This window comes from Mycobacterium sp. 48b, assembly GCF_048282725.1.
Classification (GTDB): domain Bacteria; phylum Actinomycetota; class Actinomycetes; order Mycobacteriales; family Mycobacteriaceae; genus Mycobacterium.
Window position 1 is genome coordinate 4,246,220 of record NZ_JBLVUL010000001.1, and the last position, 23,208, is coordinate 4,269,427.

18 protein-coding genes, 3 pseudogenes and 1 other annotated feature are annotated in these 23,208 nt (G+C 60.0%); of the genes and pseudogenes, 19 read left to right on the forward strand and 2 right to left on the reverse strand.

The window, feature by feature from the left end:
* Positions 1 to 3 precede the first annotated feature (3 nt).
* From ACNQR1_RS21000 to ACNQR1_RS21060, 13 genes and pseudogenes are all read left to right on the forward strand, one after another.
* Positions 4 to 1,986: an acetyl/propionyl/methylcrotonyl-CoA carboxylase subunit alpha gene (locus tag ACNQR1_RS21000; protein ID WP_047040114.1), complete on the forward strand. Its 1,983-nt coding sequence runs from the start codon at positions 4 to 6 to the stop codon at positions 1,984 to 1,986.
* A 62-nt stretch (positions 1,987 to 2,048) separates the two neighbouring features.
* Positions 2,049 to 2,693, forward strand: a pseudogene (locus tag ACNQR1_RS21005) (enoyl-CoA hydratase family protein); the annotation flags it as partial.
* A 136-nt stretch (positions 2,694 to 2,829) separates the two neighbouring features.
* Positions 2,830 to 3,696 carry an MlaE family ABC transporter permease gene (locus tag ACNQR1_RS21010; protein ID WP_047040105.1) on the forward strand — a complete coding sequence of 289 codons (867 nt, stop codon included), beginning with the start codon at positions 2,830 to 2,832 and terminating at the stop codon, positions 3,694 to 3,696.
* Between the two features lie 3 nt (positions 3,697 to 3,699).
* A complete protein-coding gene (locus ACNQR1_RS21015) occupies positions 3,700 to 4,560 on the forward strand; it encodes an ABC transporter permease (RefSeq protein ID WP_052773256.1) in 861 nt (286 codons plus the stop codon).
* Position 4,561: 1 nt separating this feature from the next.
* A complete protein-coding gene (locus ACNQR1_RS21020; RefSeq protein WP_074413391.1) occupies positions 4,562 to 6,100 on the forward strand; it encodes an MlaD family protein in 1,539 nt (512 codons plus the stop codon).
* A 4-nt stretch (positions 6,101 to 6,104) separates the two neighbouring features.
* Positions 6,105 to 7,148, forward strand: coding sequence for an MCE family protein (locus tag ACNQR1_RS21025; protein WP_047040103.1), 1,044 nt, complete (start codon positions 6,105 to 6,107; stop codon positions 7,146 to 7,148).
* A gap of 7 nt (positions 7,149 to 7,155) precedes the next feature.
* Positions 7,156 to 8,202 (forward strand): MCE family protein, encoded by a 1,047-nt coding sequence (locus ACNQR1_RS21030; protein ID WP_047040101.1) that lies wholly within the window; start codon positions 7,156 to 7,158, stop codon positions 8,200 to 8,202.
* Positions 8,199 to 9,302 carry an MCE family protein gene (locus tag ACNQR1_RS21035; protein ID WP_052773255.1) on the forward strand — a complete coding sequence of 368 codons (1,104 nt, stop codon included), beginning with the start codon at positions 8,199 to 8,201 and terminating at the stop codon, positions 9,300 to 9,302. The genes ACNQR1_RS21030 and ACNQR1_RS21035 overlap by 4 nt, the downstream gene beginning before the upstream one ends.
* Positions 9,299 to 10,420, forward strand: coding sequence for an MCE family protein (locus ACNQR1_RS21040; RefSeq protein WP_047040099.1), 1,122 nt, complete (start codon positions 9,299 to 9,301; stop codon positions 10,418 to 10,420). Before ACNQR1_RS21035 ends, ACNQR1_RS21040 begins: the two co-directional genes overlap by 4 nt.
* The gene (locus ACNQR1_RS21045) at positions 10,417 to 11,691 is read left to right on the forward strand and encodes an MlaD family protein (RefSeq protein WP_418047740.1); all 1,275 of its coding nucleotides are present in this window, start codon (positions 10,417 to 10,419) and stop codon (positions 11,689 to 11,691) included. Before ACNQR1_RS21040 ends, ACNQR1_RS21045 begins: the two co-directional genes overlap by 4 nt.
* A 17-nt stretch (positions 11,692 to 11,708) precedes the next feature.
* Entirely contained in the window at positions 11,709 to 12,407 is a 699-nt protein-coding gene (locus ACNQR1_RS21050; RefSeq protein WP_047040097.1) for a hypothetical protein, read from the forward strand.
* A gap of 4 nt (positions 12,408 to 12,411) precedes the next feature.
* Positions 12,412 to 13,206, forward strand: coding sequence for an RsiV family protein (locus ACNQR1_RS21055; RefSeq protein ID WP_064914587.1), 795 nt, complete (start codon positions 12,412 to 12,414; stop codon positions 13,204 to 13,206).
* A gap of 59 nt (positions 13,207 to 13,265) precedes the next feature.
* Positions 13,266 to 14,120, forward strand: a pseudogene (locus tag ACNQR1_RS21060) (integrase core domain-containing protein); the annotation flags it as partial.
* 328 nt (positions 14,121 to 14,448) lie between these two features.
* Here ACNQR1_RS21060 and ACNQR1_RS21065 read toward each other — a convergent pair.
* Positions 14,449 to 15,162: a TetR/AcrR family transcriptional regulator gene (locus tag ACNQR1_RS21065; protein WP_048896462.1), complete on the reverse strand. Its 714-nt coding sequence runs from the start codon at positions 15,160 to 15,162 to the stop codon at positions 14,449 to 14,451.
* Positions 15,163 to 15,712: 550 nt separating this feature from the next.
* On the opposite strand from ACNQR1_RS21065, the gene ACNQR1_RS21070 reads away from it, so the two are divergent.
* Together ACNQR1_RS21070 and ACNQR1_RS21075 are read left to right on the forward strand one after the other, a co-directional pair.
* Positions 15,713 to 17,224 carry an aldehyde dehydrogenase family protein gene (locus tag ACNQR1_RS21070; RefSeq protein WP_048896473.1) on the forward strand — a complete coding sequence of 504 codons (1,512 nt, stop codon included), beginning with the start codon at positions 15,713 to 15,715 and terminating at the stop codon, positions 17,222 to 17,224.
* Between the two features lie 184 nt (positions 17,225 to 17,408).
* A protein-coding gene (locus ACNQR1_RS21075) for an IS3 family transposase (RefSeq protein ID WP_109772112.1) occupies positions 17,409 to 18,547 on the forward strand; the annotation gives its coding sequence in 2 pieces (ribosomal slippage) (positions 17,409 to 17,679 and positions 17,679 to 18,547; 1,140 coding nt in all).
* A gap of 347 nt (positions 18,548 to 18,894) precedes the next feature.
* On the opposite strand, the gene ACNQR1_RS21080 is transcribed toward ACNQR1_RS21075, so the two are convergent.
* Complete coding sequence (locus tag ACNQR1_RS21080) at positions 18,895 to 20,019, reverse strand: tyrosine-type recombinase/integrase (protein WP_048896465.1); 1,125 nt, start codon at positions 20,017 to 20,019, stop codon at positions 18,895 to 18,897.
* A gap of 120 nt (positions 20,020 to 20,139) precedes the next feature.
* Positions 20,140 to 20,268 (forward strand) — a sequence feature (AL1L pseudoknot).
* Between ACNQR1_RS21080 and ACNQR1_RS21085 the strand changes: the two genes are divergently transcribed.
* The 4 genes and pseudogenes from ACNQR1_RS21085 to ACNQR1_RS21100 all read left to right on the forward strand — a co-directional run bounded on the left by ACNQR1_RS21085 (position 20,176) and on the right by ACNQR1_RS21100 (position 23,190).
* Positions 20,176 to 20,358 carry a hypothetical protein gene (locus tag ACNQR1_RS21085; protein ID WP_048896466.1) on the forward strand — a complete coding sequence of 61 codons (183 nt, stop codon included), beginning with the start codon at positions 20,176 to 20,178 and terminating at the stop codon, positions 20,356 to 20,358. Its footprint overlaps the feature before it by 93 nt.
* A gap of 30 nt (positions 20,359 to 20,388) precedes the next feature.
* Positions 20,389 to 21,400, forward strand: a pseudogene (locus ACNQR1_RS21090) (tyrosine-type recombinase/integrase).
* Entirely contained in the window at positions 21,393 to 21,755 is a 363-nt protein-coding gene (locus ACNQR1_RS21095) for a helix-turn-helix domain-containing protein (protein WP_071289709.1), read from the forward strand. The pseudogene ACNQR1_RS21090 and the gene ACNQR1_RS21095 overlap by 8 nt, the downstream one beginning before the upstream one ends.
* Complete coding sequence (locus ACNQR1_RS21100; protein ID WP_071289708.1) at positions 21,733 to 23,190, forward strand: Fis family transcriptional regulator; 1,458 nt, start codon at positions 21,733 to 21,735, stop codon at positions 23,188 to 23,190. Before ACNQR1_RS21095 ends, ACNQR1_RS21100 begins: the two co-directional genes overlap by 23 nt.
* Positions 23,191 to 23,208: the final 18 nt, after the last annotated feature.

Below are 23,208 nucleotides of genomic sequence, written 5' to 3' on the forward strand. Positions count from 1 at the left end.
CGAATGATCTCACGAATATTGGTCGCTAACCGTGGCGAGATTGCGCGCCGCGTGTTCACCACCTGTCGGCGAATGGGCATCAGCACCGCGGCCGTCTATACCGAACCCGACGCCGACGCACCCTTCGTTTCCGATGCAGACGTGCGCGTGCGGCTCGATACGGTCAACGGCTACCTCGACATCGATTCGATCCTGGCCGCTGCCAAAGCTTCTCGGGCCGACGCAGTCCATCCCGGATACGGATTCTTGTCGGAGAACGGCCAATTCGTCGAAGCTGTCCAGCGCGCAGGTCTGACCTGGATCGGCCCTCCAGTAGACGCGGTCATGGCCATGGGGTCCAAGATCGAGTCCAAAAAGATCATGGCGGCAGCGGGTGTACCAATCCTGGACGAACTTGACCCGCAATGCATTACCGAAGACCAACTTCCCGTCCTAGTGAAGGCTTCGGCCGGCGGCGGGGGCCGTGGAATGCGGGTGGTAACCACAATTGCCGACCTTCCCAAAGAGGTCGAAGCAGCCAGTCGCGAAGCCGAGGCGGCGTTCGGCGACCCAACGGTATTCTGTGAACGCTACCTGCCGACTGGGCACCACATCGAAGTGCAAGTGATGGCAGATACGCACGGAATGGTGTGGACCGTCGGAGAACGCGAGTGCTCGATCCAACGCCGCCACCAAAAGATCATCGAGGAGGCACCGTCTCCTCTTGTCGAACGTATATCAGGCATGCGCGAGCGGCTTTTCGAAGCAAGTCAGTCGGCCGCAGCCGCTATCGGATACTCCGGAGCTGGCACAGTCGAGTTCTTGGCCGACGACAACGGCGAGTTTTTCTTCCTCGAGATGAACACTCGACTCCAGGTCGAACATCCGGTGACCGAAGCCACAACCGGACTCGATCTAGTCGAATTGCAGATACAGATAGCGGACGGAGGCAGACTTCCCGCTAGAACTCCTGCAGTGCGGGGACATGCAATCGAGGCCCGGCTGTACGCTGAGGATCCCGCCGCAAACTGGCAACCCCAGGCAGGTACCGTCCACCGCTTCCGCGTGCCGGGCATCCACACATCGTTCGAATGTCAGGGGCGTGCAGGCATCCGTCTTGACTCCGGGATCGTCGACGGTTCCGTGGTGTCGATTCACTACGACCCGATGCTCGCCAAGGTGATCTCATCTGCCCCCGCTCGCCACCAGGCCGCACTGGCGCTGGCTGACGTGCTGGGACGCAGCGAGATCCACGGCATTCGAACCAACCGGGATCTCCTTGTCAACATTCTGCGTCATCCTGCATTTCTGGAGGGCTCGACTGACACCGCATTCTTCACATCTCATGGATTGACTGAACTGGCCGCTCCATTGGCCGACCCAGCCACGATACGGGCATCGGCGGTGGCCGCGGCTATAGCCGATGCCGCACATAACCGAGCCACAGCACAGGTTCTCAACGCCGTTCCGAGCGGCTGGCGCAACGTGGTCTCAAGCAACCAAACCAAGCGATACCGCGACACAGTCCAGTCTGAATACTACGTCGAGTACCTATTCACGCGGAGAGGTCTGGTTCTCCCCGATGACGACGGCATGCGCCTTGTCAAAGCGGCAGGTGACCGAGTGGTTCTCGCCGATAGCTCCGGTGCGGAAACCGAATACAAAGTGCAGCGCTACGACAACACCGTCTGTGTCGACTCACCGTTCGGCGGCGTCGTTTTGGAAGTGATACCGCGATTCACAGAGCCAGGGTCGGCGGCACCCGAGGGGTCGCTACTGGCTCCGATGCCCGGCGTCGTCATCCGGGTGGGTGCCGAACGCGGTGAAACAGTGTCACAAGGCCAACCTTTGCTCTGGCTGGAAGCCATGAAGATGGAGCACACGATCACAGCCCCGAACGACGGTGTCCTTACCGAACTGCACGTTGCGGTCGGGACACAGGTCGAAGTAGGTGCCATTCTGGCGTTCGTCGGTCAACACGATTCCCAGGAGGGACTCGCGCAGTGATTCGATCTCGGACAGATGAGACCTGTGACGGCCAAGCGCTTGGCGTGGATCTCACCAGCCGTTTGGACACGTTGGTGGACTATCGTGTTGAGGGCGCGACGGCACGCCTGACCTTGAACTCATTGCACAATCGCAATGCGTTGTCCACCGAACTCATCGCCAAACTGCTTCGGGGTCTCCGCGCCGCTGTAACCGACCCACAGGTGCGCGTGGTCGTGCTTACCCACTCGGGTGGCACATTCTGTGCCGGTGCAGACCTGAGCGAATCAACTGCAAGTCCACCGGAAGAGCTCGCCGTCAACCGCGCGCGAGAAATGACAAAGCTGCTGCGCGGCATCCTTGAATGTCCACTGCCCGTTATTGCCGCCGTCGATGGACATGTACGGGCTGGTGGGATGGGCCTGATCGGCGCGTGCGACATCACGGTGGCCGGTCCCCGGAGCACATTCGCGTTGACCGAAGCCCGCATTGGTGTTGCGCCGGCAATCATTTCCCTCACTTTGCTGCCAAGGATGAACGCCCGCGCTGCGAGCCGCTACTTTCTCACTGGAGAATCGTTCAGCTCGGAGCGCGCCGTTGAGATTGGGCTGGCCACGACCGCAGTGACCGAAATCGCGGCGGAGGTGGCCCGATTTACCGACGCATTGGTGATGGGATCTCCACAGGGACTTGCAGTCTTGCATGCCCAACAGCACCTGTGCATACTAACCCTACGCACGGTCGGTACTCGGGCAATTGGTCTCGCGGACGTCCCCGACGCGCAGGCATTGATGCCGCGCGTAGCAATCAGGAGGATCCAACAATGTTCACTTCCACCCCGTTTGGTCTACGCTGCGGCTTCCGATGACAATCTCCGAATCCGGCTCCGCGACAACGGGAACCCGCGATGCCATAGGCGAGGTTGCGGATGGGGCGCGCAGGTACATTGCGTCCCACCCGTTGATGTCGCTGGGGACATTGGGCGGACAGGCCGTACTGGCGGTGCGCACTGTTCAGTGCTTGTTCACCGATGCACTCGCTCGCCGCTTCCAGTTCCGAGAGTTCATACAGCAGGCCGCATTCATGGCCTCAACAGCCTTTGTCCCAACAATATTCGTGACGATTCCGATCGGTGTAACACTGGCGATCCAGTTCAGCTTGTTGGCAGGACAAGTGGGCGCAACGTCGCTGGCGGGAGCTGCCACAGGGCTCGCAGTCATCCGCCAAGGTGCGCCACTCGTTGCAGCTGTCTTGTTGGCAGCCGCGGTAGGTTCGGCAGTCTGCGCAGACCTGGGATCCCGAACGATGCGTGAAGAGATCGACGCGATGACGGTGATGGGAGTTTCGCCGATCCACCGCCTGGTAGTTCCGCGTTTTGCGGCTGTGATCATTGTGGGAATAGCACTGACTGGCTTAACCAGCTTTGTAGGCTTCCTCGCCGGCTACACATTCAACGTCTACATGCAAAACGGCACGCCGGGATCTTTTGTCGCGACGTTCTCCTCGTTCGCAACGATCGGCGACCTGCTGTTGGCGCTCGCCAAGGCCGTGGTCTTCGGCGCCATTGTGGCGATCGTGAGTTGTCACAAAGGCTTGAGCACTCGCGGTGGGCCCGCCGGAGTCGCCAACTCGGTGAACGCAGCAGTCGTCCAGTCGATACTGCTACTGATGACTGTCAACGTGGTCATGACCCAGCTGTATATCATCGTTTTCCCCAAAGCGAGTTTCTAGCCCATGACGGCACCCACTTGGTTCCGCCCGCCAGGGACGCAGATGGTGGCAAGCTCCGCGCTCGTCGCAGGACTGCTCGTGGCAAAAGCTGGCCACATCAGCTACTTCTTCCGCAACATCCTGTTATCGATCCCCCTTGTCGTGCGCCGCTATCGAAAAGAGTTCACGCGGGTACTGGTCGATATCAGCTGGGGCAACGGCTCGATTGTGGTCGGTGGCGGGACCATAGGCGTTGCGATCGTGTTGGGCGCCACAGCGGGCGCGCTGATCAGCGTAGAGGGATTCAACGCCTTGAATCTGCTTGGGCTGGGCCCAGCCACCGGGCTGATTTCCTCGTTTGTCGGTACCCGTGAGCTGGCGCCTGTGATGATTGGGTTGGCATTCGCGACCCAGGCAGGCTGTCGATTTACCGCACAATTAGGCGCAATGCGCATCAACGAGGAGATCGATGCCCTTGACACCCTTGGCATCAACTCAGTTGCATACCTGGTAACAACCCGAGTGGCCGCGGCTGTCACAGCCGCCGTTCCGCTATTTCTCGTATGTCTTGCGGCGGCGTACCTTTCGGCTGAAATGGTTGCGGCGGCGGTAAGCGACCACTCTGTCGGTACCTATATGCACTACTTCAATCTGGCTGCAAGCGGACGTGACGTCTTCTTTGCCGTGGTCAAGGCCGTGGTGTTTGTCTTCGCAGCATCCACAATGCAGTGCTACTACGGCTACTACGCGAGCGGTGGCCCAGCCGGCGTCGGTGTCGCCGCCGGGAGGGCGATGCGCGCCAGCATCACTGTCGTGATCATCGTGAACATGCTTCTCACTATGGCGCTTTGGAGCGTCGACTCTGGCGCCAGGTTCGGAGGGTAGCGTGACAAATTCCTTCGACACTGACTCCCGCGGCCCATCCAATCGGCGTCTGTTCGTCGCGGGAGTTTGCTTTCTCACCGTCATCGGTAGCGTCATCGCGTTGTGTCTCATGAAGTCTCAAGGAAGGCTCGACAACATAGTTCGTGTGACCGCTGAGCTGATGAACGTGGGCGACGGTCTTCCTGCGAAGTCAGATGTCAAGTTTCGAGGCGTACTTGTAGGCGAAGTTAGCGACGTCGAGCTTTCCGGCGTAGGACGACCGTACATTGTTCGAATCAACCTCAAACCCAATCATGCATCCAGCATCCCCGACACGGTCACGGCGCGAGTTGTTCCGTCCAACGTCTTCGCGGTTTCGTCGGTGCAATTGGTCTCGAACGGGCTGGACCTGTCTCCGCTGCGCTCTGGCTCAGTGATACGCGAGGATCACACCCTACCCACGGTGTTGTTCCAGTCTTTGTTAACCAAAGTTCGCGAATTACTCAAGTCAGTGAGCCGAGATGACAACGACAACACCATCGGTGTGCTCGCAGCTCTCAGCGGCGCGGCCGAAAGCCGCGGCAGTAGCATCCGTGCGGCGGGCAGCGACCTCCACCACATTGTTACGCAGCTGAATAATGTTGTCGGCGATAACAATGACCCCACCACCATATCGGCACTCGCGACTGCGGCCAATGCGCTACGACAAGCTGAGCCAGTTCTGAGCGACGCTCTCGACGAGGCGATCGCACCCATGCGTGCACTGACCGAAACGCGATCTCAGTTGACTAACTTGATCTCGGCAGGCACCAATACGACTACAACACTTGGTGAGGCGTTCGATAACCACACCGACCGTCTTATTGCCATTACCACCCAGTTGACCCCTGTTATCGGCACGCTCGCCGACAACTCCGATGAATTCACACCGATCGCAACCAGGATGACGAGAATGGCCGAACGCGTCGAGGCCAATTACGACACCGAAAGACACAACTACGTCATCAAGGCAATCGTCAGTCTGGCGCCTTTCCGACAATACGTCCGCGCTGATTGCCCCCGTTACGGAGAACTCGAGGGGCCAAGTTGTCAAACAGCGCCAGAGGTACCGACTGCGCCCGATCTGTTGCCGGCATTAGGATCAATGGGAATCCCACCACCGAATGGGATCACGGAGAATCGACCGAATCTTGCTCCACCGCGTGATTCGGTTCGGCACGCCGGCGACGTACCTGGCGGGATTCCTCCGAGCGCTCACCCCACCCCTGGCCCGCCAATCTCAGATCCCGGCAGTTCGCTCGCGCCCACGGAAGCATCGGCCCCAGAAACAGTGATTACGACTCCTTCTGATAAGCCCGAGGAGGCCTCGTCCGAAACGTTCGGGCTGCCACAGAATTACGAACAGGAGTACGGAGGGAGTGTCGGCCCGGTCGGCAGCGTCGCCGAGAACTCCCAGTTGAGCCAAGTAGTAGGCCGCGAGGCCGATTCGGCAGTTCAACTTCTACTCGGACCGGTGTTGCGGGGCGCGGCGGTACACATCACTCCGGACACAGGAAGGTAGAAGATTGAGCATCCGAAAGTCATCGATCGGTCTTGTCATCTTTCTGGTTTTGTGCATATCGGCCACGTGGCTCGTATCTGTGACGTTGCTGCGCCAGGTCAGCGGGCCAGTCGCTACCTATTCGGCGATATTCACGAATGTCGCCGGCCTACATCCTGGAGATGACGTTCGAGTCGCGGGTGTACGCGTCGGCCGTGTAGATGAAATCTCACTGGAGAAAGATGCCCTGGCAAAAGTAACGTTCCGCGTCCAGCGGGAGCAAACCCTTTACACCGACACCGTTGCATCCGTCACCTACCAAAATATCGTCGGACAGCGTTATATGGGCCTGTCTCCTGGCCAGGACATTAGTCGGCGCATCCTCGGTGATCACGGTCAGCTACCCGTCGAGCAAACCGAGCCATCATTTGACATTACTCACCTGTTGCGTGGATTTGAACCGCTCTTCGCACTGCTCGATCCGAGTCAAGTAGAAAATCTCACCAACGGAATTATTCAAGCTTTGCAAGGGGATAGTGGCTCGGTCCTTGCATTGATCACGCAGACATCCGCTCTGGCTGAGCTGTTCGCTGGCCCCGATCAGCTCCTGGGCGAGGTCATCGCCAATCTGAATAACACGATGACCATGCTGGCGAACCAAAACGCCAATCTTCAATCGATCATCACCCATACCCGCGAGTTGATGGTAGGGCTGGGGAACCGGCGCGCAGATTTGGCTGCAGCGGTCGGTTCTATCGCCACAACTGTGAACAGACTTGGGGCGATATCGGCCAGCATACAGCCAGACCTCAGCGCAATGATGACACGAGAGCCCGGCCTCTCCGCACACCTCACCGCCGACGCTCGTGAGCGGTTCTCATACTTCGGCGCAAATTTGCCAGCCATGCTGAAAGGTGTCGCTCGCTCGATGCAATCCGGTGCCTACGTCGACGTGTATGCGTGCGACATAAATATAACGATCTTCGATTTCCTCGGTCGGCTCGTCCCTCGAATCGTGCGAGCTGCGACCCCCGGCAACACCATCAAGAACACCCCGATCTGCAGGTAGGTCCAGAATGATCATCAGACGAGCACTCGGGCGCCTAAGCCTCACGCGCCCCATTGAGGACTACAACAAGATTGCCATCGGCACGGTCGCACTGGTCGTCATGGTTGCGGTAGTGGGCGCAGTTGCCTTAACGGGCGCATTGAATCTCGGCAAGACGATATATCGTGCCGAATTCGCTCAAGCAGCCTCTGTACGCGAGGACGACCAGGTAACCATCGCCGGTATCTCCGTCGGCCATGTCGATGCCCTCACGTTGGCCGGCGATCGGGTTGAGATGAGATTGTCGATCGACAAGGGCGTCTACCTGGGCAGCGATACGAAGGCGGCTATCAAACTCACTACCCTACTGGGGTCCCGCTACATCGAGTTGACTCCCGGCCGTTCGGGCAGCCTCCAAGGCCACACGATCCCTCTCTCCAATACGTCGGCGCCTTATGACCTACAGACTGCCTTAGCCGATGCCACAACGACGTTCGATCAGGTTGATGCCGATCAAATCGCCAACTCATTGACCACTGTGTCGCGCAGCCTTGACGGTCTTCCTCAAGCGTTGCCAGACGCACTGCGGAATCTGAAGTCGCTGTCCCGCATCATCTCCGATCGGCGGGGTCAGATTGGCACACTACTCTCCAGCACCGACAAGCTCGCCGCAACCATCAGGGACCAGAAAGCCAACCTGGGGATGCTCGTCCTGCAAGGTCGAGACCTGATCGGCGAGATCACGACTCGTCGCGCGGCCATTGAACGACTGTTCGAAGGCACGACTGCCTTGGCGCACACGTTATCCCGAATCCTGACGGACGAGCACGCTCTCAACGAAATGCTAGACAGTGTGCGCGACTTCACGCGAATGATCGCCGAGCATGACGCGCTGTTCCGCAATACACTGCAGGCCCTCCCGATCGCCATGCGTAACATCGCCAACGCTACGGGCAGTGGCACCGGAATCGATGGAACATTTTCATCCGGCCCACTCATCGACTCATGGATGTGCGCAATCAGCGGCCGTGCCGAACAATTCGGATTGGTCGAGTATTTCGAGGATTGCGCATGAGTAGAAGGACATTGGTCTGGCTCACTGCCGTGATTGCCGCCGCCCTCGCCGTTGCCACGACTTTGATAACCAACCGCGCTGGCACCCAACCAATCACGGTGACTGCTCATTTCGAGGACGCGATCGGGCTTTACGAAGGCAACACCGTTGCTGTGCTAGGTATGCAGGTCGGACATGTTGACCGCATCACGACGAAGGGTGATTCCGTCGAAGTCACGCTCGTGCTCGACGACGGGATCGACATACCCGCTGATGTTCAGGCAGTCACTGTGTCCACGTCGATTCTCACAGACCGACATGTTGAACTTACGCCCCCCTATCGCGGAGGTCCGAAGCTAGGCGACGGAGACGTCATCGGCCTCGGGCGTACCCGTACTCCCGTGGAATTCGACAGGACACTTGCCATGATCGACCGGCTAGCAGTCGCCCTCCGCGGAAACGGCGAGGGCTCTGGGCCGTTGGCCGATCTGGTGAATGTCGGCGCGCAGATCGCGACGGACAACGGTGAGGATCTCAAGAGCACGCTGAGCGAACTGTCATCAGCCCTACGGCTCGAGACCGATCACGGGGCCCGCACCAAAGAGAACATTAATACGATTGCCACCAGCCTCGACATGCTCACGCAATCCGCCGCAGAGAACGAGCAGACGATCCGAGAGTTCGGATCAAACGTGCACCAGCTCAGCGACATACTGGCCGACGAAAGCCTAGGCACTGGCACGACGGGCTCCAAGATCAACCAAATTCTGATGCAAGTTGCATCGGTACTGGAATCCAGACGTGACGGACTGAAGACGACTGCCGCCGACTCAAGGGCCATCACCCAAGCACTGGTCGACTACCAACGTGAGGTCGCAGAGTTCTTCAACCTCGCGCCAATGACACTCGACAACGTCTGGAATGCCATCGACGCCGACAATGGCGCCGTCCGACTGCACGCCCTCGCCGACAAGATTCTCTTCGACAGCCAGCTCAGCAAAGAAATGTGTAATCTCATCGGCCTCAAACAGCTCGGCTGCGCCACAGGCACACTCCGCGACTACGGACCGGATTTCGGCCTCACCGGAATGCTGGAACTCATGGCGGGAGTGGAGAAATGACGTCTCTGCTGGGCACCCACGTAACTCGCCGCTATCGCAACGTACTGTCTATCGGGGTGATCGCGGTCTTGTCCGGTTGTTCGTCCGGACTAGAAAGCCTCCCGCTGAGTTCCCCTTCAGTAGGTGGCGAGACCTACACGTTGACTGCGGTTTTCACTAATGCACTGAACTTGCCGGCTCATGCGAAGGTGAAGGTCGGTGGCGCTGACATCGGCGAGGTTGAGAAGATTCAAGCCAAGGAGTTCACCGCGCAGGTAACTATGCGCATACGTGAGGACGTCTCGATCTACGACGGCGCAACCGTTGAGCTTAGGTCGGCCACGCCCCTCGGCGATCTCTTCGTCGCAGTCCAGCCTCATCCGGACCAACAGTCGGCTAGCACACCGTTGGCCGACGGAGACGTCATTCCCTTGGCTGCAACATCGGCTGGTGCCACCGTCGAGGAGTTGCTCAGTTCAGCTGCTGTGCTTGTCAATGGCGGGGTGATCCGCAGCTTAACCCACATCCTCAACGGCGCCGGCTCGGCCGTCGGAGACAGTGGCACGAAGATCGCCGACCTGCTCCATCAGTCGAACAGATTGATTGCACAACTCAACGCACGCTCAGATGAGATCACAGAGGCCCTGCACCGCACATCCGAACTGGCGTCTAGCTTGTCCGCACGTCAGCACACGATCAATGCTGCGCTCGCAGCTGCAGATCCAGCGATCGCAGTCATCGCCGATAACCGCGATCAGATCGTGGCTTTGATCGGTTCTGTCGCCCGCACTACGCGGCAACTATCGCGATTTCCGTCGTTACAAGGCACTGATTCCCGCAGCCTCATTGCCGACTTGAATAGGCTGAGTGACGCATTCAACGACGCAAGCATCGACCCCAACACGTCGCTGACGACCTTCAATCGAATCGTCCCAAGGCTTCTCAAGCTGACCTCCGGCGCCAACCTCCATGCCGCAGGGGACGTAGAACAGATCGCACTTGGCGCTCTACCAGATATGAACTATCCAGGCGATCCGATGACGCACGGTCCGGACGGCACCGACTGGCACGCGATGATCGGTAGTTTGCGGTATCAATGGAATCTCTTGCTGAATAGAATTTACGGGCCTCAGCGATGAGCGTGCCCAATATCTTCCAGCGATGCGCCGGTGCCGCCGTCGACTCAGTGCAAGCCATACGCGCGCGCCGTACAGCGGTCGCTCTTGCGGGCCTGTTCCTCACTCTCACTGCTGCATTCGGCTACATATCGTTGGGTACGTTCGGATACAATCCGGTCCGCGCGACAGTTGGTCTCCGCATTCAGCTGTCAGAGTCAGGCGGGCTCCTCGCCAGTCAAGATGTGACACTGCGGGGCGTCCAGATTGGCAAAGTCCTTGCTGTACAAGTCGATGGCGATGGAGTGGTAGCCGAGATCGAGATCGACCCAGACCTCCAGATTCCCAAAGACGCGGCATTCCGGGTCTCCGGCCTTTCTCCCGCCGGCGAGCAGTACCTAGACATCCGGCCCGCAAACGGTACCGGGCCGTTCCTTCGTGACGGCGACACGGTCAGCGCAACTCAGACTGACATCCCCGTGCAGTTTCATCGTCTGGTGACAGACGCTGAAGGCCTTCTTGCACAGCTTGATCCAGCGAAGCTCTCAGCAATGACGAAGGAGATGGGCGTAGGGGCGGCAGGACCGGCGAAGCTTTCGGCCATCTTCGATGGCGGAGTTTTCCTCATTTCGACACTGGATTCTGTTCTCCCAGAAACCATTCGGGTCATTCGCAATAGCCGTACGATTTTCACGATGGTGACCGACGCCGAATCCGAGCTGCTCGAAACGGCGACGGACGTCCGTGAAATCATAGCGGGAGCCAACCGGATGGAGGGGGGCTACCGTCAATTGGTCGATACGGGAAGTCGGCCACTCACCGCGCTGGACGCTGTCATTGCGGACAACTCCGAAACCATGGTCCAGTTGCTCGGCAACCTGACCACCGTCGCGCAGTTGTCCTATGTGAGGGTACCTGCGCTCAAAGCTCTGTTCCCGCCACTGGAGCAACGGGGTTCGGTGATCGATGCGGTAGCGTCGACTTTCCGCGATGGAGGAGTCTGGGAGATCGTCGACCCCTACCCACGCTATTCCTGCGACTACAACCTGCCGCGACGTCCCCCATCACAGGCGGACTTTCCCGAGCCGTACAGGTATACGTACTGCAATAATCCTGATCCCGCGGTACTTATTCGGGGCGCGCGCAATGCGCCGCGGCCTCCCGGCGACGACACTGATCGGCCACCGCCAGGCCACGATCCCCTCGCAACCACCGACCCAGCGCCCGTGGGGCCCAACACTATCCCGACACCCTATGGTGGGCCGCCCAAGAACCTGGCGCCACCGCCGAAGTAAGACGCATAGGAGGCACGATGTTCAGCCGGACCAGAACCAAGGATGTGTTCGATCAGATCAACGGGAGCAACGACTGTGAGGAGAATGAGCATAGTTCCGGCGACAAGGACGTCGATCAATCACCCGAGAACCACGATGCAGATGAGGTGACAGGCGTTGATCCCACGGACGATCCCGACGATCAACACCAATCTGTCGACCTAGACGACCCTGCTACCGAGAGTCGGCTTGGTCGGGGTTCCCGGACGACCCTCATCGGCGCCGTGTTGCTAGTGGCGCTGCTCCTCGCAGTGGGCACGGCGGCTTTCTTTGGGTGGCAGGTCAAACGCCAACACGATCTAGTCGCGACGGGTCGTGAAGCACTCGCAGTTGCCAATGATTATGGGGTTACCCTGACGAGTATCGACAGCGCCAAGGTCGATGAGAACTACGCGAAGGTACTCCAGGGTGCAACTGGCGAGTTCAAGGATCTTTACACCCAGTCGGCTGCCCAACTTCGGCAGTTGCTTATCGACAACAAGGCTGTAAGCCATGGCGTGGTCGTGGATTCAGCGGTCAAGTCAGTCACCCCTGACAAGGTGGAAGTGCTCCTCTTCATAGATCAATCAATAAGCAATGCAGTCAACCCAGAGCCGCGGATCGACCGCAGCCGGGTTACGATCGCTCTCGAACGCATCGATAACCGCTGGCTCGCAAGCAAAGTGGATATCAAGTAGCGCAATGGGTACAACTGGCTTACGGATCGCGCTCGCTATTGCATGCGTCACTGCGCTTGCCGGCGCGTCATCAGCTCACGCCGACACCCTGTGCAACGCGGTGTTCGGAGGCCAATGGGAAGCGCAGGACGACAACTGTACGACCTTCATTCGTTCGCAACGGGAAGCTGTCCTCGCTCTGAAAGTTGTGGTTCCACAATACCTGGTCGGCCATCCGCACATGGGGCCGCCAATCGTAGAGTATTTGCGTGATCGCGTCTTGTCCTGGCGCACAGCGGGTTCGAGCATGGTTCGTGCTAGCGATGTCTCAATAGACTACAGCGCGCACTCCCATCGAGCTCTGCGGTCCGTCGTATTTCGCGAGACTCAGCAGACCGTAGGCAACAACGCAAATAATGCTGTCAGGAGTTTCGTTTTTGACCTCGGCACCGGCAATCAACTATCGCTTGCCGACCTGTTCAAGCCCGGAATCGACCCGCTCACGGCCTTACCGCCCCTGGCTCGGCCGTTTCTCGAAGAATCGCTCGCCACGGCACGGCCGCCACACGTTGTCGGCGCATACCCTTTCATCGTCGACCGGTTCGAACCGCAGGTTGATGGCTCAGGCTACTCAGAGAATTACCGAGCATTTGCGTTGACATCGAGTGAACTGATTCTTTTCATGCCTGATCGACCGATGTCGCGCGAGAACCCGATGCCACACAACCAGTTGGTGTGGTCGATGGACGGCGGGGCCGTTCAAACCCATATCCCTCTCGAGGCACTCTCGTCGATCCTCCGCCAAGATTTGACGATCTGAATCTCGACGGAGGAAGTTTCGGCAGCGTGGTGTGGAGTTTTTCCCAGAGGTCTTCATCCCGCTGGGTGGCCCAGTACGGCGGCATGAAGGCCAACGAGCGCAGCGCCGTGACGGTGTTGTGTGAGCGATTCGGGATCTCCGAGCGTCGAGCCTGTGCGGTGGTGGGCCTGCATCGGTCCACGATGCGCCTCGCGCCGCGCCGACCACTGATGAGGAAGCCCGGCTGTGGGCCTGGCTGCGGAAATCCTCCACCGACCGGCCCTGCTGGGCTATGGCGACGAGCAGCGATTGCAGCACGAAAGCGGGCTGGGTCATCAACAACAAGCGCGTCCGCCAGCTGTGGCGCGACGAGGGCCTGCGGGTCCCGCAGCGCCGCAAGAAGGAACGCCTGACCGGACCGCGGTCGGGGCGATGTCCCCGAACCGTCCGAATCTGATCCGGGCGATGGACTTCCGGTTCGGCACCACCGCCGGCGGGCGCACCATCACGATGCTCAACGTCATCGACGGGTTCGCCCGCGAAGCCCTGGCGATCCACGTCGACCGCGCCATCAACGCCGACGGAGTCGTCCACATCCTCGACCAATTGGTCGAAACACATGGGGCGCCGTACGTGCGCATCGACAACGGGCCTGCGTTAGTCGCCCACGCGGACAACGACTGGTGCCGGTTCAATGGCACCGGTTCACTGTTCATCGACCCCGGATTACCCTGGCAGAACGCATGGATCGAGTCGTTCCACGCCCGACTGTGCGATGAACTGCTCGATTCCTTGCGCTTCGACTCACCGCTGAGAGCCGGGTGATCATCGAGGACTGGAGGATCAACTACAGCGCCAACCGACCACATTCGGCCCACCGCGGACTCAGCCCCGCCGAGTTCTCCCTACAGTGGACCATGAACCGCAAACCCAAGCCGCATAGCGACTGGACCACCGAATGGGTCCCCTTCACTCCTACCAGCGCAAACACGCCGCACCCCAGTTTACTACTGTAGTATTAGGCCATGGAAATGGAGATTTCGAGAACACAACCGACTCCGCATGCCCATTGACGAAGCCGCATGATCAGCGGTCTATCAACGGCATCAATAATCCGCTGGCAATATTGCGGCCATTTCAAACGCCAATGAATATACGTTCGAATCCGCTAGTGGCACGGTTTTTGTAACCGGCTCGTTCGATATCGGCAGTATCGATGCGGTATTCGCTTTTGCCAATCTGCTGGCACAAATGCCTATCGAATTAGCGTGCCTGAGTACTCGGTGAGTTAGAGTCCATGTGGCTAGCGAGGACAGCAAGGGCTGTCGACGCGGACTTGCCCTCAGGGTCAGCGAGGCGGTCCAGTCTGCGGCGATCGCTTAACAGTGAACCCAGGCAAAGCTGCACCAGTTGAGAACCTGCTTCCAAGGCGGTGAGCCTTCCCTCCGGTTTGAACCACGTCCAAGTCCATTGCGTCGCACCGAATATCAGAAGGCTCTGTACCTCAACGTCGAGCGGTCGAAACGAGCCATTTCGTGTGCCTTCCTCGATCAACGACCGGAACATAGACATGTACTCGTTGCGCAACTCGCGTCCGTGGGCCAGTGAATCGAGGGTTGCGACCATCGCTATCTCACGTTGGAACGCGAGGGTGGCGTCACGATCGATGTCTTGATATTGCATGAGCGCAAACAAAAGCCCGGACAACTTCTGATCCGGCGAATCCAACCGATTCAAAATGTCGTGGGCTTCCCTCAAACGTCGTTCCATGTAGCCGTCGTGCAGCTTGGCGAACAACTTGTCCTTGGTGCCGTAGAAATGAACAATTGTCCCCTTGGAGATCTCCAACTCGTTCGCGATCTCGCTGAAATTGCTGCCAGAATATCCTCTGCGGGCAACGTTTCGGGTGAACGCGCTGAGGATGTCCTGCGCACGGCCCCTCCGAGCGCGAGCTCGTGCGGGTTCTTTTGCCGCCACAGTGACCTCACTCCTTTAATGTAAAGAAACTTTCATCGAATGGAAGTCAACCTATATCAGAGATTCAGCGTAGGTGACCGCCGACACAACGAAAATAGTCAGGCTGCCGGCGCCAGTTTGGCCTGGTACGGCAATACAACCTAGGCCTTGCCAGCCTTGTCAAGTAGGGGTGTGCCCAGGTCGTGGTTGGACGGCCCCACTTTAACCTTCGATCCTGGCGAAGGACTCTGCGCAGTGCCTGGATTTGGCCGCTGGAGTAGGGCAATACTGGTGTGAGGTGCGAGCAGGATCGAGTGGTCCGCTCAAGCGACGAGCCACTGCCCTCGTGGTCGGCGACATGCAGTGTGGATCAACGGGAATGGCCCGGCCTTCACCGCCGCCTTGAGCGTGAAGTGATTGAACCGCAACCTGTTACAGCCTGACCAGCTGAGGCTGCAGTATGTGCATTGACCAGGGAGTTCGACTCACGACCTTGTTGTTGACCGTACAAGCGGTTAGTATTCGACCCGGCCGCGATGTTGGGACTCAATGACGAGTAAGGGATGTGCAGATGTCCGATATGGATCACTACCGGATGTACATAGCTGGTAAGTGGGTCGACTCATCCGAGACGGTCGAGATTCTCTCGCCTACTGACGGATTGCCCGTGGCCACCGTCGCTTGGGGTGATGTGACGGACATCGACCGGGCAGTAGCCGCGGCTAAGGATGCGCATGAGTCGGGGGTGTGGCGGGAGCGTACGCCGGCCGAACGTGCGGAAGTGATTGACGCAATCGCGGATCGGCTTGAGGAGCGAATCGAGACACTGACTGTCCTGCAGGTTCGAGAGAATGGAGCCACAGTTCGCGCCGCGGGGGCGTTCCTGGTTGGTTACTCGATTGCCCATCTGCGCTACTTCGCTGAACTCGCACGGAAATTTCCCTTTGAACAACTTGGTGAGTTGCTGGAAGTGCCCACACTGGCGACTGGGATCGTCCGACACGAGCCAGTCGGTGTCTGCGGAGCAATTGTGCCGTGGAACTTTCCCTTGTTGCTCGCGGTGTGGAAGCTGGGCCCCGCGTTGGCAGCGGGAAACACGGTGGTTCTGAAACCTGATGAGCAGACTCCACTTACATTGCTCGAGCTTGCCCGCGCTGCCGATGAAGTCGGGTTGCCTGCGGGGGTGCTCAACATCGTGACAGGACCGGGTGTCACGACAGGCGCCCGATTAGCGGAGCACCCTGACGTTCGCAAAATCGCGTTCACCGGTTCGACCGAAGTCGGTAGGGAAGTGATGCGCGCGGCCGCCGGCAACATCAAGAAGGTCACACTCGAGCTGGGCGGCAAGGGCGCCAATATTGTTCTCGACGATGCAGACGTCGACCTTGCAGTGGATGGAACCCTCTTCGGATTTCTCTTGCTGAGTGGCCAGATATGTTCCTCTGGAACTCGCCTCCTGGTCGCGGACTCGATATACGACACTTTCATGACGAAACTGGTGGAGAGGATTGCAACGGTCAACATCGGCGACCCGATGAAGACCGAAACCGACATCGGCCCGCTCGTGTCGCTAAAACAAAAACAGCGCGTAGAGAAGTACATCGCGGTCGGCCAAGAGGAGGGCGCGACCGTTGCATACCAAGGTTCGCCACCAACTGATCCAGATCTGTCCAACGGGCATTGGGTTGCACCGGTAATCCTCACGGATGTCACTAACGACATGCGCGTTGCTCGTGAAGAGATCTTCGGGCCCGTCCTTGTAGTCATTAGGTACGACAATGACGACGACGCGGTTCGGATCGCTAACGACAGCGAATACGGCCTGTCGGCTGGAATCTGGAGTACAGACAATCAGCGAGCTCTTGCCCTCGCGCGGCGGCTAGAAGCAGGTACGGTCTGGGTCAATGACTGGCACATGGTGAACTGCCTGCATCCTTTTGGTGGCTTTAAACAATCGGGTATCGGGCGGGAGCTTGGCCCCGATGCACTACGCGAGTATCTCGAACAGAAGTTTGTCCATGTCGATATGACGAATGACCGGTCCAAGCGAGCGTTTTCGCTGGTCGTGTCCACTCCGGCCTAGGAACGTGGCTTTCGGTTGGGTGCAGGGATCGTGGTCCGTAGGGATCGCGTGCCGGGCGGTTGTGGCGTTCTCGACGCACGTTAGGCGGATGTGAGTCATGGCCCTGAGGTGAGCCCGTCGTAGTGGTCCAGTTGTTGTGCGACTCTGTTGCCCAGGTGTTTGGGCAGGAAGAATCGACGACGACATGGCTACGAACAAACGCCGGCGGCATACGCCGGATCAGATCATCCGCAAGCTGGCCGAGGGCAATAAGCTCCTCGGAACCGGCCAGGAGCTGGCCGAGGTGTGCCGACACCTGGAGATCACTGAGTCGACGTGGCATCGCTGGGTGGCCCAGTACGGCGGCATGAAGGCCAACGACGCCAAGCGCCTCAAGGAACTCGAAGCCGAGAATGCCCGGCTCAAGAAGCTGGTCGCCAACCAGGCCCTCGACATCGACATGCTCAAGGAGATCTCGTCGGGAAACTTCTGACCCCGAACCGCAAGCGCAGCGCCGTTACAGCGCTCCGTGAGCGGTTCGGGGTCTCTGAGCGACGTGCCTGCTCGGTCGTCGGTATCCACCGCTCGACGATGCGCCTGACGCCTGCGCCGATGACCACCGAGGAAGCCGAGCTACGGGCTTGGCTGCGCCGGTTCTCGGTTGACCGGCCGCGCTGGGGGTGGCGGCGGGCGGCGAAGATGGCCCGTCGGGCCGGCTGGAAGGCCAACAACAAACGCATCCGCCGACTGTGGCGCGAGGAGGGCCTGAGGGTCCCGCAGCGCCGTCGCAAGAAGCGGCTGACCGGTATCGGTGCGGCGGTCGGTGCGATGTCACCGATTCGTCCAAACGTGATCTGGGCGATGGACTTTCAGTTCGACACCACCGCTGATGGCCGCACCATCAAGATGTTGAACGTCATCGACGAGTTCACCCGCGAAGCCCTCGCGATCGACGTGCACCGTTCCATCGACGCCGACGGTGTTGTCGATGTTCTGGATCGCCTGGCCCTCACGAACGGCGCGCCGCACTATGTGCGCTTCGACAACGGTCCCGAATTTGTGGCGTACGCCGTGGCCGATTGGTGCCGATTCAACAGTGCCGGTTCACTTTTCATCGATCCCGGCTCGCCGTGGCAGAACGCTTGGATCGAATCGTTCAACGGCCGCTTGCGTGATGAACTGCTCAACGCGTGGCGCTTCGACTCGCTACTGGAAGCCCGGGTGATCATCGAAGACTGGCGCCGCGACTACAACGCGAACCGGCCCCACTCGGCCCACGGCGACCTCACACCAGCCGAGTTCGCTCTACAGTGGACCACGACCCATCAACCCCAAGTCGCATAGCGGCTGGACCACCAAACGGGCCCCCCTCAGTTGCCCGAACCCACAGCCGGTCACCTCGCAGGTGTGCAGCGGCCTGTGGCCGGTCACTTGCGGGTTCGCCTGGGCGGCCCACTTGGTAAGTTCGGGCCGGCCGTCTTTCTTCCATCGGTGCCGGTGAGCCTGGCATAAACGGTCGTAATGGCTCGATCGCACACAACCGGCAACGATGCACGCCGGAGTGCCGAGGATCGGATCCCCCACCGCGGGAACCAGCACCTCGACCCGGAACTCAGGCCGCACCGCGGCGGCCAATCTCTGCGCGTATCCGCTCATACCGGCGGTCGTGGAATGTGCCGCCAGTGTGCTCATCACAGTGCGCCGTCGTGATTGAGAACCCCTGCGGCCAGCAGTGCCCGGCGGGTGTCCTCCACACTCAGGTGGGAGTACGTGTCACCGGTTGTGCTGATCGAGGCGTGTCCCAGCAACTTGCTCACCACCTCTACCGCGACCCCGCGGCGCAGCAGATCAGTTGCGTAGGTGTGGCGAAACACATGCGGTGAGAACATGATTCCCGATCTAGCACGAAGACGTAGCACCAGATCGTAAACGCTGCGGTAACTCATCGGCACCCCCACCGGATCAGCCCACAGATTCACGAACACGTAATCGCTATCCAGGTCGCCATACTCGGTATGCAGATAATCGCAGTACAGTCGGATCAGTTGGCCCGGCGCCGGAACTTGACGGGAGCCAGACTTCGCCCGCGCCCCGTTAGCGTTGTTACGGCCCACCACCGACACCACGCACGACGCAGCGTCGATGTCCTCATGGCGCAATCCCAGAGCTTCGCCAATGCGCAATCCGGTCTCGGCCAGCAAGGTGAACAACAACCGGTCCCGCAACCGCTGGCACGACCCCAACACCGCTGCGACCTGCTGTTCATCCAGAGTCGACGGCAGCCGCTTGTCGGCACGCAACCGGATCCGTCGCGTCTTTTCCGGTCGAGAACCCAAGTGCGCCAACAAAGGCCGCCACGAACCACCACCGGATCCCCGTCGCTGCCACGTCACCAGCAGATCACCCAGATCTACACCGTGGCGCTGATGGAACTCATAGAACGCCGACACCGCCGACAGCTTCCGATTCACCGTCGCCCCTGAGCACCCCGCAGGCGCCATGGTCGGAAACGCCACCACATTCGGCGCATCCCTGGACTCTGGCCCCAACCTCAGCCAGGCGACGAACCGGCCCACATCCTCCAGGCGTACATTCGACCACCCCAGACCTGACCGGGCGCAAAACGTGAACCAGTCCCGAAGATCATGGGCATACGCACGCACGGTGTTGGCAGATCGTTCCACCGCATGCAGATGAGCCAAGAACGCCTCAACCGGCTCCACAGCGCATGCATCGGCACCCACCACAGTCCACGACTCCGGATCGCCGAACGGCATCACCACCCGTTGGACCACATAACCCGGTGAGGGTGTCATAGACACTAAAGATAACCGGTCCACGACGAAACACGATGAGCCTCAAAGGGTGTGTCGCCTACATCAACGACATGCAGTCAGAAGGCTGGAGATAACCAACGATATTCTGAAATCTGCATCGACTGTCTTCGCGGCGGAGCTCGACCGCCGCAATCGGTGATCGTCGACTACATCGACACCCACAAGCAGGCCTACGGCGTCGAGCCGATCTGCCGTGTGCTCTCCGCGCATGGTTGCAAGATTGCGCCGTCCACCTACTACGACGCCTGCGTCCGGCGCACGCAGCCGTCCAAGCGTCAAGCGGGACTGCCCCCGGCTTGGTTGACTCCTGACCTGTGAGGATTCGTCCTTGCTGGAAGGATCAATCTCGTGCCGAAACCGTTTCCTGCCGAGTTCCGTGCTGACGTGATCGCTGTGGCCCGCAAGGGTGAGGCGCCGCTGCGTCAGATCGCGAAGGACTTCGGGATCTCGGAGGCCTGCTTGCACCGCTGGCTCAAGATCGCCGATCGTGAGGACGGTGTCGACCGGCCTGGGTTTGCGGCAGCCCCTGATGACGTCGCCGCGCAAGTGCGCGAGGTGCACAAGCGGATCAAGCTCCTCGAGCAGGAAGCCGAAGTGATGCGCCGCGCGGTGGGCTACCTGTCGCGGGACGCCAACCCAAATGATGTACCCGCTGGTCCTTGACCTTGCCGATGACGGTGTGCCCGTCACGGTGACCTGCCGGGTCCTTGGGTTCTCCACCCAGGCGTTCTACAAGTGGTGTAAAGCGCCCGTGTCCCAGCGTGATTGGGACGATGCACACCTGATCAACGCCGCGCGTGACATCCACGCCGATGACCCTGCCTTCGGTTACCGGTTCATCGCCGACGAACTGCCCGGGCGCGGGATTACCGCCGGCGAAAACCGCGTCGCGGGGCTGTGCTCCCAAGAGCGCATCTGGTCAGTCTTCGCCAAGAAACGTGGACTGAACCGCCGATCCGGCCCGCCGGTCCATGACGACCTCGTCGAGCGTCTGTTCAGCGCCGAGGCCGCCAACCAGGTCTGGCTGACCGACATCACCGAGCACCGCCGCTCCCCCGCGCTGTGGCCCAGCGAGCGTGGTTCCAGATTGACGCTCGGTGCGCTGGGCCGCTCCTTCACCGCATTTCGCAAACGAGCCGGGCTGCCACCAGAATTGAGTCTGCACGCACTGCGGCACTCCTTCACCACCCACCTTCTGGAGGCTGGCTACGACCCACTGTTCGTGCAGGAACAGCTCGGGCACTCATTTGCATCGACCACCTCGCTGTACACCTCGGTGTCGTCAGACTTCAAACAAAAGACGATCCAACAGATGATCGCTCGACGCATCCGAATGGAGGAAGATCAGCCCGATGGCTGAACAGCGCCGCATCGGCTTCCACTGGCATCTGCGCCGGATGATGGCCGCCCACAACCTGTGGAAGTCCACCGAGCTGCGACCGCTGCTCAAATCGCGCGGAATCAACCTCTCCGACGCCCAGGTCTATCGCCTGGTTACCGGTGAACCCCAACGCATTCCGTCAAGGACGTTCGCTGCCCTGTGCGACATCTTCGACTGCACGCCCAACGACCTGTTCGAGCCGTACGTCGAGATGCAAGCCGCGAAAACTGCCAACGCACCACGGCCCAGTGACCTCGGCCTGAAACCGGGAAACCCCGTCGCCAAACGGATTCGGATCGTCCAGGACGACGATGGCCCGCCCGCGCAAACCTGACGACCCCGAGCGGTGGCCGGTGCCCTGCGACCGGTGCGGCGGGCACTACATGGTGGTCGCGAACTGGCCGGGCGAATCGGTCTGCGGGTATTGCTACCAGGCCGCCAAACGTGTCACCGGGATCTGCGCTTGCGGCCACCAGGGCGTTCTCCCCGGGATCATTGATGCTCGGCCCGCGTGCCGCCGATGCACCGGGATCACGCTCAACGTCGACTGCGTTGCCTGCGGGGACGAGGCCGAACTCTATAGCGGCGGCAAATGTCAACGCTGCGTCCTCGGCGAGACTGCTACTCGCTTCCTGACCAACCCCGACACCGGCGTGGTCGCCTCGCAGTTGCAGGTCATCATTGATGCGCTCACCGGAATGCAACGCCCCAATAGCGGCCTGACCTGGATCCGCCAACGCCATGTCGAACGCGTCCTGCGCGAACTTGCGTGCCATCCGACGCTCACCCATGAGCTTGTTGACCTGCTTCCGGCGGGCCGGACAACCAATTATGTTCGCGGCCTCCTCGTGGCTCATCAGTCGCTGCCGGCGCGCGACGAACGGTTAGCGCGGTTCCTGGGCTGGGCGGCGACCGCGCAACAGCGCATCCTGACGGACGAGCACCGCAAGGTGATTGCCCGTTTTATCCGCTGGGGCTTGGAAAGACGGCTCCGCTCGATGGACGCCGTCACCGACTCAGCATTTCTGCGCGCCAAGCAGACCACGACCGTGACGATCGAGTTCTGCAACTGGCTCACCACCGAACACGACACCTATGTCGAGAACGTCACCCAGGCGCACATTGACCTGTGGCAGTCCACCGGACCAACTACCCGGGAGCACATTCTGCGATTCGTCCGTTGGGCCATCAAAACCAAACTGATCCCCGCGGATCTCGAGGTGACCCCGCACCGGCGCGGTACCGCACCACGGCTACCGATCACCGAGCAGAACGCCGTTATCGAGCACGTCGTACATCAACAGACCCTGCATCCCCGTGACCGGTTCGCCGCGATCTTGATCATCGTTTTCGCTCAGCGCGTCGAGGATATCGCTGCCCTGACCTGGGAGCAGGTGACCATCACAGCGGACTCCGTGAGCGTCAACCTGGCTGGCATGCCCATCGATATCCCGCCGCCGCTCGATGAGCCCATCCGACTACTCGCGGCAGTCAACTACAACGGTCAAACTGCTGCACATCCCAACTCGCCCTGGGTATTTCGCGGGTATGGACCCGGAACTCACGTCACTCCGACGCACCTTCGTAACCATCTGCGACCTGTTCTCGCTGCCCTCGAAGCACGCCTTGGCACACTCAATGAACTCACCCAGACCACGCCAATCGCGATCCTGGCCGAAACACTCGGCTACAGCCCGCAGACACTCGAAGCCCACGCGAGAGCATCGGCATCAACATACGCCCGATACATTGCGACACGACTCGACTGACACCGGACAGGGGTCTGT